Below are 15,246 nucleotides of genomic sequence, written 5' to 3'. Positions count from 1 at the left end.
TCACAAGTTCACCTCGTATACAGTTCGACTATATAGTTCGATTATATATAGTTGAACTGTATATTGCAACCGAATAAAAAAAGACAATGCACTTTTGCATTGTCTTGTAGGCCTATACTACAGCGCTTTTCACGCCAGTCCATCTCATAAATAATTTTTCATTATACGTTAAAGCAAATTGTACAATCGGTCCGAGTCCGAAAGCCATTAGTACCGTACCAACGCCGATAGGACCACCTAGTAAAAAGCCGATTAAAGCGACAGTTACTTCCATAGTTGTTCGAGAGCGTGTGACACTCCAGCCAAGCTTATGGACCATTAAAAGCATTAATGAATCACGAGGACCAATCCCTAAATTTGCCACCATATACATACCGCAACCCCAGCCAAGTAATAGTAAGCCACATACATATGAAAGAAGTTGCATCCAAAAACCATCTATATCAGGAAGCAAATAGTTAAAAATGTCAATAAAAATTCCTGCTAAAAACATATCTATAAACGTACCCGGCAGTGGAAACTTCTTTGTAATTACTATATCAAACGCTATTATGGCTAGCCCGATGAGAATGGACCAAATACCAATGGTTAATCCTAATGTTTTAGCTAGTCCAATATGTAACACATCCCATGAACCAACACCGAAAATCTGACCTTTAATTGTCAATGTTATACCTAAGGATAAAAGCAAAATACCCGTTAAGAAGAACAGACACCGTGTGAAAAATGCTTGCTTCATCATTATAACCCTCATTCTAAAAATTCATGTTGTTCAACAAATTATTATAACAATAGATTTTAAAATAAATCGAATATTGTCAATTCGCATTTTTCAAAAAATAGGATTAGGTAAGCTAAATAAGGACAGAATAGTAGGGATAAGAAAGGATGAGATGATATGACCTCTGTGCGAGATGAAATACTAGAAGTTTTAAATCGTGAAAAAATAGGAACGATGGCAACAGTTGAGAATGGCAAACCGTACTCACGCTATATGACATTCCAACATGAAGATTTTGTATTATACACAGTAACGAATAAACATTCTGAAAAAATGGAGGAGCTTCGTAAAAATCCATATACACATATATTGTATGGATACGAAAATAGAGGCTTTGGTGATACGTATGTTGAAATTGAAGGAAAGCTAACAGAAATTCTAGAGGAAGGAATAAAAAATAAATTAGCTGAATTTTTTACAAACATTTTCGTTGGTAATCATGATGAAATGATTACACTAAAAATCGAACCAACTCGTATGCGCTTGATGAATAAAAAAGGGGAGCCACCTAAAGAACTCGAATTTACAAACGACCATTAAGATGTGGTCGTTTTTTGATTATTTATCGAAGATGGAGAAATATTCTTTGTTACATGATAAATCTTAACTTGAAATTAGGCGAGTGTTCATGCATGATAATTCAAAAAAGAACAAAGGGGTGCAAAGAATGACAAACAAACTACAACAGCTTGCACAAAATATTTTAACATCGCAAGGGAAAATTGAGGCAGATTTTATTTTACGTAACGTACAAATTGCAGATGTTTTTACATTGACGTGGAAAAAAGCAAATATTGTCGTTAACAATGGGCAAATTGTGGCGCTTGATACAATGAATAGATTTAAAGCTAAAAACGAAGAGGATGGCGCAGGAAAATATGTTGTACCTGGTTTAATTGATGGACATATACATATTGAGTCATCGATGTTAACACCTGCAGAATTTAGCCGTATACTGATCCCGCATGGCATTACAACAGTCCTTACAGATCCTCATGAAATAGCAAATGTTGCAGGTGCGGAGGGCATTCAGTTTATGCTAGAAGATGCCAAAAAAGCAGATATGGATATTTTTGTTATGTTGCCATCTTGTGTTCCGGGCACACATTTTGAAAATGCAGGGGCAACGCTGACAGCTACTGATTTAGAGCCGTTTTTAAAGCACGAAGATGTTCGAGGTTTAGCGGAGGTCATGGATTTCCCTGCAGTATTAAATGGTGAAGCCAGCATGCTTGAAAAGATTATTCTTTCACAACAGGCTAATTTAGTTATAGATGGACATTGTGCGGGCTTAAATAGTCATCAAATTACGGGCTATCGTGCTGCTGGTATCCATACAGATCATGAATGTGTAACGGCACAGGAGGCTACTGATCGTGTAGAGCAAGGGATGTATGTATTAATTCGTGAAGGCTCAGCAGCAAAAAACTTACGTGATTTATTGCCTGCTGTCAATGCAACAAATGCTCGCCGTTTTGGCTTTTGTACCGATGATAAATACGTTGACGAGTTAATGGATGAAGGTAGCATTAACTTTGATGTGGCAATGGCCGTAGAGGAAGGGATGGAGCCATTGCAGGCTATTCAGCTTGCAACTGTTAATACAGCTGAATGCTATCGTTTATATGATCGAGGCGTTTTAGCACCAGGTTATAAGGCGGATTTTGTATTAATCGAGAACATCGACAATATGCGTGCAAAGGCAGTTTGGAAAAATGGTATTAAGGTTGCTGAAAACGGTGCGATGTTAACGAATCGTACTGAACCTATTGTACCTACACATATTCATCGCTCTGTACATTTACCTTATGTAACGAAGGACATGCTTAGCATTCCATTCCATAAAGGTACGAAGGCGAATGTTTTGGAAATTATACCAAATCAGCTTATTACGAACCATTTAGTAATAGATGTACCTGTGAAAGATGGCGTATTTGTACCTTCAGTTGAACAGGATTTACTAAAGCTAGCAGTGATTGAGCGGCATCACAATTTGCATACCACAGGTCTTGGTATTGTGAAGGGCTTTGGTTTACGAAAGGGGGCAGTGGCCACTACTGTAGCCCATGATTCGCATAATGCATTAGTGGTAGGTACGAATGATGAAGATATGTTACTTGCTCTGTCACGCATTCAAGAAATTCAAGGAGGTTTTGTCATAGTAGCAGATGGTGAGATATTAGCGGAAATGCCATTAACAATTGGGGGCTTAATGACGGATGCACCAGCAGATGAGGCGAAGAAGCAATTAGCAAGTCTGCATAACGCCCTACACGAGCTCAATCCAACACTAGATTTTCATTTTTTATTGACGTTTTCATTTGTCGCATTACCAGTTATCCCTGCTTTAAAGCTAACAGATACAGGGCTATTTGATGTGACAACATTCCAACATATTCCGGTAGAAGCGGAAGTTTAACATTAGAATATCTCAATGAAATTAAAGTGTCCTATTAAATAATTATGCCATTTCGGCAAAACGAGGGGGGATTTCCGTTCCGTCTGAGCGCTTTGTAGCTGACGCTTCGCTTTCGCTACAGAAAACATTTGTAGCTGACGCTTCGCCTTCGCACAGAGCAAAGCATCCTGGGGGCGTCCGATGAGCCGCTTCGCTTACGCTGCAGGGTCTCATTTGTGACGCTGATCCCCAAGGAGTCGCTCAGTCTCCACTCCAATCAACCACATCGCTTACTTATTATGTTCTTTTGACGTGTTAGTCTTATTTATAGTGAAAATAACGAAACTTCACCAAAAGGTAAAATTGTGTAAAAGCGAGTAACCTGGAACAGAAATCACATCAATTTAATGCGCTGTAACATTCACCAAGATTTCCTCGACCATATAAAAACGACCTAAAAGCATAGCCGCTTTCAGGTCGTTTATTATATGGGATAAATACGTGCTTTTAATTTCTTATTTAATATGGATGCTTGCATCAGTGCTTGTTCATCATGAATAATTTCACCAGGTTTGTTTGCTTCACCGATAATATACGAGGAGAAAGGCATCTTTAAAAAGTCAAAAATATATTGGAATTGTTGAATCATTGGTAAACCCTTTATATATGGATCGTCACCACCAACAGCAACAACAATGGCTTCTGTAGTTTGTAGTTTCTCTTTTAGCTGTGGAAACCGCTCATCTCGAATAGCTTGACTCAGTCGATCTACCATGTTCTTCATGATTCCCGACATGCTGTACCAATATATAGGTGTTGCAAAAATAACGAGATCACTTGTTAAAAACGCATGGATAATTTGATCATAATCATCATCTACAAACTGAAAGCCATTGTTATCATGACGTAAATCGTTAATGGGCTCAATCGTTAAATTTTTTAGATCTATTTTTACATGATTTATGCCATCTAAAACATAATCAGTTAGTTGTTCACTATTACTACCGGCTCTAGAGCTTCCAATAAAAGCTGTAATGTTCATAAGAATCCTCCTCTATTCTTCAGGCTATAACAAGTGTAAACTTATATTTATTATCGATAAAGCAGATTCTTTCGATGGAATATATCGAAAAAAACGATTTAGAGGTGGGGAAGATGGATCTTAAACAACTGCAAACGTTCTTAACAGCATCAGAAACGTTAAGTTTTACCCAGACTGCACAGCTACTAGGCTATGCTCAATCGAGTATTACAGCACAAATTAAATCGCTTGAAGAAGAGCTTGATGTAGTCCTTTTTGAGAGGCTTGGAAAACGTATTACCCTTACAGAGGGGGGCAAGCGATTACAACAGTATGCTCAAAAAATGCTAGATTTAAATGTAGATATGAAAAAAGCTGTAGTAAATGAACAAGCACAAGCGGTGTTAAAAATAGGTGCACAGGAAAGTCAATGTGTGTACCGTCTGCCGAGTATTTTACAACAATTTCAGAAAGCACATCCACAAGTAAAAATCATTTTTAAGCCTGTCAATACGACCGAAATCGCCAAAGATTTATTGCAGTCAGGCAAGCTTGATATAGCGTTTATTACAGATGCATATAAGGAAACACCTATGTTACATCGTGAGCGACTTATTCGAGAGCAATTAGTATTTGTCAGTGCATCTACTAATAGCAATGTGGACAGAGAGGTGTTTTCTGTACAGCAACTCTCAAATGAAACGATGCTTTTGACGGAAAGCGGTTGCTCCTACCGCAATCAATTGGAAGTACAGCTTCAGCAGAAAGGTGCGCTACCAATACAAATGATTGAATTTGCAAGTATTGAAGCTATTAAGCAATGTGTGATGGCTGGCTTAGGTATTACATTCTTGCCCAAAATGGTGGTGGAGAAGGAGTTAGAAAACAATCGCTTAAAAGAACTGACTATATCCATGAATTTAGCTGATATTTTTACGGATATCGCTTGGCATAAGGATAAACACATATTTCCATATCTCGCTGATTTTATAGAGATTGCTATGAAGATGTATAAGAAGTTTTAAGAGTTTGTTATACCCTGACTGATGATAAAAGATCTAGGTCACCTAGATAGGACAGCGTTTAAATAATTTACAAAGAGGAAACTACAATTTAGGCTATTCTAAATTTGTGGTTTTTGTCATTTCAATTTAGAGTTAATTTTCCGGTATTTTAAATAGGCTCTCTTTTCTTAAAGATTGTTGCTATCTTGATCGAAGAAGGATCTAACACCTGTATAGGGAGCAACAATAGCAACATAAGGAATTTCCGATACGCGGCAGTTAAAGATGGTTTTTATGTTGCTTGTAAAAGTAATAACGATGACTTGGTGAGTGTATCCTATTATCATTATGATGGTGAAGACATCGAACTTGTTGCTTCTTTAGCATTAAAAGATTTATTAAAATCGATATCGGCAGAGAAGGCACCATTTGAATTAACTGTTCAAGATAAAGAAGTTATACTCACACGCTATGTTGTATTTAAAGGTAAACCTACTGTTGAAAAATATGTTTTTGATCGCATAGATAAAAAATAAAAGGTTTCTGAGAAAACAGAGAGAATCTACAAATCCGTAGAATTCGCTCTGTTTTCGCTTTCTTTAGTACGCTAAATAAAACGCATTGTTATGTAGACGTTATTGAAAGGTAAAGACGTTAGTTTAAAATAAGTATAAAAGTGCGAATGAATATTTTTATCCATTCGCACTTTTTAGTTCTTTTCACTAAGAAAGAGTATTATTGTGATTTATAAAAGTACCTCAAGGGTGTTCCTTTATGAGTTTTCTTCGGGCCTATGAAAAACTTATTGTTTCTTTAAAGTACCAGAAAAATTAGTTCCTTCATCATGCTCTGTGCGACAATCTACCTCGGTAATTTTAAGCGCATTATTAAGGCGCTCAAATTCTACTACACAACGATTGCCGTTTGAGGATTTGTTCATCACGGCCTTAGTGCTAGAAGTAATCGTTGCTGTCCCATCGACACTCCCTGCAGCTGTCCCATCATTGGCAGTAATAAATATATTAAAGCTTTTGCTTGTTGCGTTTGAAATATAGGCATCACGACGATTAAAATCAGTTGTGCCTGTACCCCATTTATAGTAATACGAATAGTTACCATCCCAAGCACTATTAGAAGGTGTTGTCAGCTGCATCGTTTTATCTAGCTGACTTTGCCCATTTTTTGCTCGTGTATTTAAAGAAGCATTACTCGTATTTTCATGTATTGCCTGTGCGTCCTCTGAAATTTCATAAAAATTTCTTTCATCCATACGGTGTAGCATTGTCACGACTTGTGCTCGTGTCATATTGTTAGTTACGCCAAAAAACTTCTGTAAATTGCGGTTTTCATACTGAAAGTTTTGTCCAGTGGAAATGTAATAATCGAGTAAAAATTGTATGGATTGATCTAATCCACTTTTACCATTAGCTAAATGTGTAATTGCCTGTGCCACAACACCGCGCTTCACACTAGCTGCGCGAATATTATTATCGAAATATCCATTTAATGGAACACCGTAGCTCGCAAGACGATTGTAATATTCGTCAGACCCGTTTGCAGCAGGGGTTTGTTTTTTCAACTCATCATACGGTGATTCAAGCTCATAAAAATTAGCTAGTAGTTTTGCGAATTGTTGCTCTGTGATTGTTGCATTGGGCTTAAATGTACCGTCTGGATAGCCATTAACGATATCGTATTCCTCTGCCCACATGATGGCTTCATAGGCATAGTGATCTTCTGGCACATCTTTAAAGCCAGCAGCTTGTACAGTGTATCCAGTTGCCACAACAAGTAGGGGAAGCAATAAAGTGCACACTAATTTTTTCATTAGTCTCAGTCATCCTTTCTTTCTAGTCATGTTAATAGTTTGAAGGATATGGATATAAACTGCAAATTTTTTTAGTTTATAGACTGAAGAAAACTATTCTTTTATGAAAGAAGGAATAAAAAGAGATGTTAAATAGTTTAAATAAATACTTCCAAAAATGGATGCCTATTTTAACACCGTTTAGCTTAGTAATTGGTGTGTTGTTTGAGAACGTAGGGCATCAGCTATTATTTTTAGTGCCGTGGCTGTTCGCTTTTATGACATTTGCAGGTAGTTTAAGCATGAATTTTAAAGGAATAAAAAATCTTAAAAAATACCCAACAGAAATATTAATTGTTATTGCATTTTTACACCTACTCATGCCAATTTGGGCTTATTTTGTATCAAACATGATCTTTCACGATCATCTGCTGACAATTGGTTTTGTTTTAGCAGTCGTTATACCAACAGGGGTAACTAGCTTTATTTGGGTTAGTATTTGTAGGGGGCATCTTGCATTGTGTCTTGCAATTATTTTAATCGATACACTCATTTCGCCCTTTGTCATTCCAGCATTACTTCATATTGTAGTAGGGCAATCAATCGAAATTGATACTGTTGGTCTCATTCTAGATTTACTTTGGATGATTGTTGTGCCTTCTCTTATAGGTGTAGCGTTAAATGAGTTTACTAAAGGTGAAATTGAGCTTACATTAGGAAAGAAATTAGCCCCTTTTTCAAAACTTAGCTTATTTAGTATTGTAATGATTAACAGTAGTGCAATTGCCCCATATATAAAAAATATTAACTTGGAGCTTGTTAGTGTTATTTTGGTCGTATTTCTACTAGCTGTATCAGGATATGCTTTTTGTTTAGTATTAGGGCATATGCTTTGGAAGGATAAAAGCATTGTTACGATGTTCGTTTTTACAGGAGGGATGCGTAATATTGCTGTAGGGGTTGTAATAGCGACTACATACTTTCCCGCAGAAACGGTTATGCCTGTGGTGTTTGGTATGCTATTTCAGCAAGTTCTAGCCTCGTTCTTTAGCCGAGTAATGGAAAAGTATCAGCTGAAATATGCGGAAGGTTTACTATAGGTTAAATGTAAAAATATCCGCGAATGTTCGAGAGGAAGCGAGTATGTAAGAGCTGCTATCCCGACAGTTATTAGAATGCTACATCATTTTTGTGACAATTAATGATGGTGAAGCTGTTACAAAAAGAAGAAAAGACACTAAAAATTTTGCTGCAAGATCATGAAGTGAAAATAAAAAAACATGAGGTTTCCATTATGCTACCTTCAGAATATGATGAAGATAAGCAGTATCCATGTTATTTAAATGTAGGATGGGGGAGATATTTCATATCAGAACTATAAATTTGAGAGTTAACACCAGCCCTTTTTATACAAGAAATTTTAGTGTTTTATGCTTGTCGGAAGTATTTTGAGTACTAATTATGTCACTTAAGAAAGAAGAGTGCATGAATGAAAGAGTTAGATGATGTAAAGCTAACGATTCTTCCGTTAATTATTTTGCTAATTCTTATACTTTTATGGAAACTGACAGAGTCTGTTGGTGCAGGGATGATGGTCATTATTTTCTGGATAGGCTGGCGGCGCCTTGTAAAAAAATTAATATGAATTGAAAACGAGATTTTTCTAATGTTACGTAGTGTTAGTTTTAAGGCTCCTCATAAAATGTTAAATAATGGGTCTGTCGATTAAAAATTGCTAAATAGCTTTATGTAAAAACATAACGTTTATCTACTATCAGACTGTAGCTTTGTAATAAAATTAACGATATCAACCTTGATATAAGGGCAAATTCAAAGAGCCTGTTTTGAAAAAAGATTGATCAAAACATGCTCTTATTTATGTGGCAGATAAAATTCATTATAAAAAAATTTGATTATTTTTGATACCTTTGTTGCGCTGAAGCTTCTGTTAGGAAGTATGTTTAAACTGCACGCAACTTAGTCGTTCATTTAATGTACCTCTTCCATAAGTTTGAATAGCTCTTACATAATTTACTCCAAAAAGTAATTAATATTATTTTAGAGAGTAATTTTTTGTTGCGATATAACGCCGTTTAATTCACAATATGGAGTTTATTTGCTCCTTTGGCAAAAGGAGGTACTGTCGGTTTGGTTGCACGCCCTGGAATGGGGCAGCTCGTAGTTTTAGCAGAATTACTCTATCGTTTTAAAAATGAAGCATATAAAACAATCCTTTTAATGCCTAAAGGTGAACATTAAGGATTAAATGATCTTGTAGAAAATGTAGAAATCATTACAAACACCATTGAAGACACGTATGAGTGTATTGCGAATATTGGTGGAGACAAAGATATTATGTTCGTTGCAGACAGAACCCATGTTATAACAGGAGGTATCCAACAACTGCAGGAGAATCTTCAAGGGATTGGAATTCATTCTGTTACAACTTTCCTCGTTGATTTGACAGGCGAAGTTGTTGATGAAGATTTACCTTATGGACCACTTGAAACTTTTTGGCAATTTGATGCTGATCTTGCTGCAAGGCACCGCTATCCAGCCGTTAATCCTCTTAGTTCAACATCAACTGTTCTCGAAGGAGCACATTTAGATCAGGAACATTTCACAATTCAACAAAAAAGCCTTAAAACTTCTTCGCCGTTATCGGGAACTCCGTTCATTAGTGAATGTTAGTGGGATTGAACGGATTCCGACTTCTAGGTTACAAACATATCAAAGAGGAGAGAAACTTGAAGCCTATCTAACTCAGCCATTTTATACTGCTGAGCCCTTTACAAATAAACCGGGCCAATCTGTCAGCCTTAAAGATACTTTGAATGATGTACAAGAAATTATGAACGGTGCTTTAGATTCTAGAGATGCATCAGAATTAGTGTTTATTGGGAGTCTACAATCCTAGAATAGGGAAAAAGGCCTTTTCTATTGTTTTTAAAGTTTCTTCTTCAACTAATCTAACCTGTATGTTTAAGTACATTTCTTCATAATCTTCAAGTTTATTTTAATATTCAATATTAAATCACCTCTAAGAAAAACTAAAGAGGTGATTTTTATCTAAATTTTTTTGCAAATTTATAATGCTACACGGACATCGTTTGATAATGGAATCAAATGATGTTCTTTATCGCTTTCCTGATATGATCGAAAAGGCGATATTCCATAATTAAAGAACTAAATATATTCAAGACATACATATAATGAAAATATTTAAAATGACTATGTACTAATATTTGTAATTTTGTTACGATTTATTAATTAATGATACAACAAGGAGATATAGCATGTGGCGTAATCGGAATGTATGGATAATTTTATTAGGTGAATTTGTTGTAGGTCTTGGCTTGTGGGCTGGGATTATAGGAAATCTTGCTTTTATGCAAGAAGTCGTACCCTCTGACTTTCGCAAATCATTAATTATTTCTAGCGGTATATTGGCGGGTTTAGTAGTAGGTCCGTTGGCAGGGCGTATTATTGACAGGTCAATGAAGAAAACAGTTGTACAGTGGGCTAGTGTAGGACGAATTATAAGTGTTTTGTTTATGTTTATGGCACTTTATACAAATTCGGTTATTTGGATGATTCTTTTTTTAATTACGTTGCAAATAGCAGCCGCCTTTTATATGCCAGCTTTACAATCTATTATTCCAATGATTGTAAAGGATAAGGATTTAATTACAATAAATGCTTGGCAAATGAATGCACGAACGATTTCAAGGATTATTGGTACTGCTGCAGCGGGATTCATGTTAAGTTTCTTTGAGCTGAAATGGTTGTACATCATTTCATTTATTGTCTATATGTTGATGTTTGTTATTACAAACTTCCTACAATTAGATGAAACGGCAAATCAATCGTTAACATCTAAGGAAAAGGGAGACTTTAAAGAAGTGTTACCGATGGTGAAGGAGCACCCGGTTGTTTTAATGACACTTGTCTTAATGTTAATTCCAACATTATTTTTAGGCTCCTTTAATTTAGTTATTATGAAAATTTCTGAGATTCACCATTCAACGACAATATCAGGATTATTATATACAGTTGAGGGCATAGGCTTCATGCTAGGAGCAGCAACTTTGAAATTATTTACGGAGCGGGTGAATATTGGTACACTACTCTTTACATTAGCATTTATTATCGGTTCGATGGAGCTAATGCTACTATTATCGGATATTAAATTCTTTGCGTTAGCAACTTTTGGCGTTTTTGGTTTTTCAGTAGGCTGTTTTTTCCCGACGACAATGGTGATTTTTCAAAAGCAAGTGCCAAAAGATTTTCATGGGCGATTTTTCTCATTCCGTAATATGATTGATTCTGTCATCTTTCAGTTCGTCTTATTGTCAACAGGCATGATGCTAGATTTAGTTGGTCTAAGTGGATTGGGACTTGTTTTTGGTACTATTAGTCTAAGTTTAACCATCACTTTTTTACTCTTTTCAAAGAAAAAGAGTGTTGTTATGCATGCTCATTAAAAATATACAAAAAAAGAACTGTCAAATCTGTAAAATGCTTTGGCAGTTCTTATAGCTTAATTAAGTCTACATTTTTATTGATATTCCGAACGGGAAAGCCCAATCCTTTAAGTGAGGGGAAGCGTGTGGTCTGATAGGGAATGCCGCTAAAACCAAAAAGGTTTGTGGTGCTTCGAGTATCCGGAAAGTCCACTCTTTTTTGATGTATGTTGCAGTTTATAAAAAAACTGATACATTGTGTATATGAACGAATATAGACGAGACCGTACCATTAATTAACGTCATTTCGTTTTTTGTCCCCGGTACAGAAGAAAGGTTTTTCTTCGTGCAGATGTAGAGGAAAGTAGAAGGAAGGTGTTGAAACATGCTTGGAAAAGCACAGGAAACAATGGATACATATATTGATTCACCCGAAAAACTAAAGAACTTATATAAGCGAGTGTTAATCGTTGTTAGTCTCTCACAAATTTTTGGTGGGGCGGGGCTTGCAGCAGGTATTACAGTAGGGGCTCTTTTAGCTCAACAAATGCTTGGAACAGATGCCTATGCAGGAGTACCCTCCGCTTTATTTACTTTAGGGTCGGCGGGTGCAGCTTTAATTATAGGAAAACTATCACAACGTTATGGACGTCGTACAGGTTTATCAACCGGCTTTTTTGTCGGTGGGCTTGGTGCAATTGGTGTAGTAATTGCTGCTTTGATGAATAGTGTGATTTTATTATTCGCTTCTCTACTAATCTATGGTGCAGGGACAGCGACAAATTTACAGGCTCGATATGCTGGTACAGACTTAGCTAATGAAAAGCAACGGGCTACTGCTATCAGCACGACAATGCTAATGACGACTTTCGGCGCTGTTTTAGGTCCGAATTTAGTAGAAAGTATGGGTAGATTTGCACTTTTAATGGGGGTTCCTCCCCTTGCGGGACCGTTTATATTATCATCTATAGCTTTTATATTGGCTGGGTTAGTACTTTTTATTTTGTTGCGTCCTGATCCATTAGAAATTGCACCAATGATAGAAGCACACAAACAAGAACTGGAACTTAGAAATAAGGCGGAATCCTTTCATAAAACAATCAACAAAAGAGGTCTTGCAGTCGGTGCAACGGTTATGGTACTTACTCAAATTGTCATGGTTGCTATCATGACGATGACACCAGTACATATGAAACATCATGGTCATGGCTTATCGGAGGTTGGAATTGTTATAGGATTTCATGTAGGTTCCATGTATCTTCCGTCGCTCGTAACAGGCGTTCTTGTTGATAAAATTGGACGAACAGCCATGAGTATAGCTTCGGGAGTGACGTTGTTATGTGCAGGTTTATTAGCAGCATTCGCACCGAGTGATTCTATGGTTCTATTAATCGTAGCTCTTTCTTTACTTGGATTAGGCTGGAACTTTGGCTTAATTAGTGGTACTGCTCAAATAGTCGATTCGACTGAGCCATCCACTCGAGCAAAAACACAAGGGAAAATTGATGTTTTAGTTGCACTAGCAGGGGCTTCTGGTGGTGCTCTCTCAGGCATGGTAGTAGCTAATGCAAGCTATGCAACATTATCTTTAACTGGAGGCCTATTATCTTTAATCCTTATTCCAGTTGTCATTTGGTCAAAAAAAGCTTGAAATAAATTATATGATACTAAAAATGGTTACTAAAATAGTTTCAAAGTAACCAATGCAATCTTTCTTTAAACATGCAGTGAAATCAAGAATATAGAGTGAATTTAAATAAAACTTTATTAAAAAACAACTTAATTTAAGGTTCTTTTGTTGACATTCGGTACTCCGAAATGTAAATCAAAAGAACCTTGTCCTCTTATTAAAAATAAATAACTATGTAATTAGCTATTTGTTTTATCATTTGCTTCTGTTTGATTAGATTCCTTAATCACCTCATTAAAGGATGCTTTAATTTCCTCGATTGTATATCCCGCTTCGAGTAATTCATTAGTTACTTGTTCTAATTTGTTCATTCCTTGATAATTTTTAAATCTAATTCCTCGTTATAAAATGGTATTCATCGACAAAAATTAAAAGTAGTTGTTCAAGCATGACTACAAATATTAAGACGTAGATTCTCACACAAACTACAATAACAAACATCGAAGGAAGAAATATAACAAACTTTTTTCTTTTGATAACCATGAGAAATATATCTATATCATTACATCGTTATTTTATTAATGGAACAGTTTGATAAAAGATGCATAGTGTTTTACCGTGGAAACGATTTTAGTCTGTTTAATTAATTCATATAGTTCTTACACTTCTTTTATTTTTTTCGCCATTTTAAACAAGGATAGTATGGATGAAGGATTATCGTAAAGCTGATAATGGTTTCCTCTAAGAAGTATCTTTTTTGTTTCAGCGGCTATTACTACAAATTTGTGCCATTCTTCTTTTTCATTTTGGTGAAAAGAACCCATAAAACCTTGGCGTTTTAGGACGGATATGAGGCGAGTTTAGTACATTATGGTTTACTATTTTTTCAACCTTGAAGAATTAGTTAACCTAAAAATGTTTTTTATAAAAGATTTACTTTTATATCTAGATATTCTAAAGAGTACTCACTTGATTACTATGTATTGAAGAAGTAGAAAGGATTATATGTAAACTGTGGTTAAAAATATTTTGACCAATTTGAAAATGCTTAAACCGTTGATATATCAACATTTATAGAGGAATGTTGATTTTTGCGTCAATAAGAATTGACTTTTATTCTCGTTGTAACTATAATAGTTACAACAGGGTGTAATAACGATTGTTACAGGTGGAAGAGCACTGTATATTCAAGCACGTGGTGCTTTCTACTCCTGAAGTCAAGCTGCAAAAATAGAAATGGGGCTCGAAATCTTTAAGTAATGATGAAATTTTTAGGTGTCCCTTCTTTTGAGCAATAGATGTTGAAGGCATAATAATGTGCCTGAAAAAGCACAATAGATTACAAAAGATGCAATTCAACGAGCTTAGCTGATAAGTAGCAGCGGGATTGGTTAATAATAAAAAATAAAGGTAGGCGTTTTTAATGGAGACAAAACAAGATACCCTAATATATGTATGGGATGCATATTGTGGATGGTGCTATGGATTTTCAGAAAGTATTAGAGGTTTTTACAAAAATCACCCTGAAATGCCGTTAACTGTTTTATCCGGAGGATTATTTTTAGATAATCTACCAATAAAAAAATTCTCATATATATCAGAAGGTAATAAAAGAATTAATCAACTTACTGGTGCAGAATTTGGTCCTTCATATCAGGCTTTGTTGTCAGAAGGTACTTTTACTATGAATTCAATAGATGCTGCAATTGGCTTTTCAGCTTTACGTTCATTAGCACCGAACCGTTTGTTAGAATTTACTTCAGCTATGCAAAGTGCGTTTTATTATGATGGGAAAAGTCTGAGCGATCCTGAAACATATCGTAAGATAGCTATTGATCATCATTTGGATCCTGAACAAGTGCTAGAGCGGCTAAAATCCGAAGAAACTATACTAGAAGTTCAAAATGATTTCAATAAGGTTCAACAACTTGGTATAACTAGTTATCCTTCTTTACTTCTACACAAGGATAATCAATTAATTCCAATTGGTGGCGGAGTAATGACGTCGGATAAAATTGAAGAGCGTTTTAAAAATTTGTATTAAAGAGGGTTCAATTTTAAGTTTCTATAGTTAAATACACATACTTTCTCACAAAGAAGAGAAAAAATGTAATGATTTTATGGAAGTAAGGGTATTTATAA

At 35.7% G+C, this 15,246-nt stretch carries 15 protein-coding genes; 11 read left to right on the top strand and 4 right to left on the bottom strand.

Annotation, left to right across the window (positions count from 1 at the left end):
- Window positions 1-112: 112 nt before the first annotated feature.
- Window positions 113-742, bottom strand: coding sequence for a YczE/YyaS/YitT family protein (locus ACIQZA_RS13365; RefSeq protein WP_400934722.1), 630 nt, complete (start codon window positions 740-742; stop codon window positions 113-115).
- Between the two features lie 156 nt (window positions 743-898).
- On the opposite strand from ACIQZA_RS13365, the gene ACIQZA_RS13360 reads away from it, so the two are divergent.
- Both ACIQZA_RS13360 and ade read left to right on the top strand, forming a co-directional pair.
- Entirely contained in the window at window positions 899-1,321 is a 423-nt protein-coding gene (locus ACIQZA_RS13360; RefSeq protein WP_400934724.1) for a pyridoxamine 5'-phosphate oxidase family protein, read from the top strand.
- Window positions 1,322-1,448: 127 nt separating this feature from the next.
- A complete protein-coding gene (gene ade, locus ACIQZA_RS13355) occupies window positions 1,449-3,200 on the top strand; it encodes an adenine deaminase (protein WP_402881833.1) in 1,752 nt (583 codons plus the stop codon).
- Between the two features lie 463 nt (window positions 3,201-3,663).
- Here the strand turns inward: ade and ACIQZA_RS13350 are convergent, their stop codons facing one another.
- The gene (locus ACIQZA_RS13350) at window positions 3,664-4,221 is read right to left on the bottom strand and encodes a flavodoxin family protein (RefSeq protein WP_402881831.1); all 558 of its coding nucleotides are present in this window, start codon (window positions 4,219-4,221) and stop codon (window positions 3,664-3,666) included.
- A 113-nt stretch (window positions 4,222-4,334) separates the two neighbouring features.
- Between ACIQZA_RS13350 and ACIQZA_RS13345 the strand changes: the two genes are divergently transcribed.
- Window positions 4,335-5,225: a LysR family transcriptional regulator gene (locus ACIQZA_RS13345; protein WP_400935052.1), complete on the top strand. Its 891-nt coding sequence runs from the start codon at window positions 4,335-4,337 to the stop codon at window positions 5,223-5,225.
- A gap of 185 nt (window positions 5,226-5,410) precedes the next feature.
- Window positions 5,411-5,740 (top strand): hypothetical protein, encoded by a 330-nt coding sequence (locus tag ACIQZA_RS13340; protein WP_402881828.1) that lies wholly within the window; start codon window positions 5,411-5,413, stop codon window positions 5,738-5,740.
- A gap of 266 nt (window positions 5,741-6,006) precedes the next feature.
- Here the strand turns inward: ACIQZA_RS13340 and ACIQZA_RS13335 are convergent, their stop codons facing one another.
- On the bottom strand, window positions 6,007-7,032 hold the full coding sequence (locus ACIQZA_RS13335; RefSeq protein WP_402881826.1) for an S-layer homology domain-containing protein: 1,026 nt from the start codon (window positions 7,030-7,032) through the stop codon (window positions 6,007-6,009).
- Window positions 7,033-7,157: 125 nt separating this feature from the next.
- Between ACIQZA_RS13335 and ACIQZA_RS13330 the strand changes: the two genes are divergently transcribed.
- The 6 genes from ACIQZA_RS13330 to ACIQZA_RS13305 all read left to right on the top strand — a co-directional run bounded on the left by ACIQZA_RS13330 (window position 7,158) and on the right by ACIQZA_RS13305 (window position 13,125).
- Window positions 7,158-8,111: a bile acid:sodium symporter family protein gene (locus ACIQZA_RS13330; RefSeq protein ID WP_402881824.1), complete on the top strand. Its 954-nt coding sequence runs from the start codon at window positions 7,158-7,160 to the stop codon at window positions 8,109-8,111.
- Window positions 8,112-8,500: 389 nt separating this feature from the next.
- Window positions 8,501-8,656: a hypothetical protein gene (locus ACIQZA_RS13325; protein WP_185903355.1), complete on the top strand. Its 156-nt coding sequence runs from the start codon at window positions 8,501-8,503 to the stop codon at window positions 8,654-8,656.
- Between the two features lie 710 nt (window positions 8,657-9,366).
- Complete coding sequence (locus tag ACIQZA_RS13320) at window positions 9,367-9,702, top strand: hypothetical protein (RefSeq protein WP_402881822.1); 336 nt, start codon at window positions 9,367-9,369, stop codon at window positions 9,700-9,702.
- The gene (locus ACIQZA_RS13315; protein WP_402881820.1) at window positions 9,692-9,928 is read left to right on the top strand and encodes a hypothetical protein; all 237 of its coding nucleotides are present in this window, start codon (window positions 9,692-9,694) and stop codon (window positions 9,926-9,928) included. The genes ACIQZA_RS13320 and ACIQZA_RS13315 overlap by 11 nt, the downstream gene beginning before the upstream one ends.
- A gap of 379 nt (window positions 9,929-10,307) precedes the next feature.
- Entirely contained in the window at window positions 10,308-11,495 is a 1,188-nt protein-coding gene (locus ACIQZA_RS13310; RefSeq protein WP_402881818.1) for an MFS transporter, read from the top strand.
- 364 nt (window positions 11,496-11,859) lie between these two features.
- The gene (locus ACIQZA_RS13305; protein ID WP_402881816.1) at window positions 11,860-13,125 is read left to right on the top strand and encodes an MFS transporter; all 1,266 of its coding nucleotides are present in this window, start codon (window positions 11,860-11,862) and stop codon (window positions 13,123-13,125) included.
- Between the two features lie 218 nt (window positions 13,126-13,343).
- Here the strand turns inward: ACIQZA_RS13305 and ACIQZA_RS13300 are convergent, their stop codons facing one another.
- Complete coding sequence (locus tag ACIQZA_RS13300) at window positions 13,344-13,475, bottom strand: hypothetical protein (protein WP_402881814.1); 132 nt, start codon at window positions 13,473-13,475, stop codon at window positions 13,344-13,346.
- Between the two features lie 1,052 nt (window positions 13,476-14,527).
- On the opposite strand from ACIQZA_RS13300, the gene ACIQZA_RS13295 reads away from it, so the two are divergent.
- On the top strand, window positions 14,528-15,148 hold the full coding sequence (locus ACIQZA_RS13295) for a DsbA family protein (protein ID WP_142506977.1): 621 nt from the start codon (window positions 14,528-14,530) through the stop codon (window positions 15,146-15,148).
- Window positions 15,149-15,246: the final 98 nt, after the last annotated feature.

Source organism: Lysinibacillus sp. NPDC096382 (assembly GCF_044762845.1).
Lineage (GTDB): Bacteria > Bacillota > Bacilli > Bacillales_A > Planococcaceae > Lysinibacillus.
This window is presented reverse-complemented; position numbering and strand designations above follow the sequence as displayed.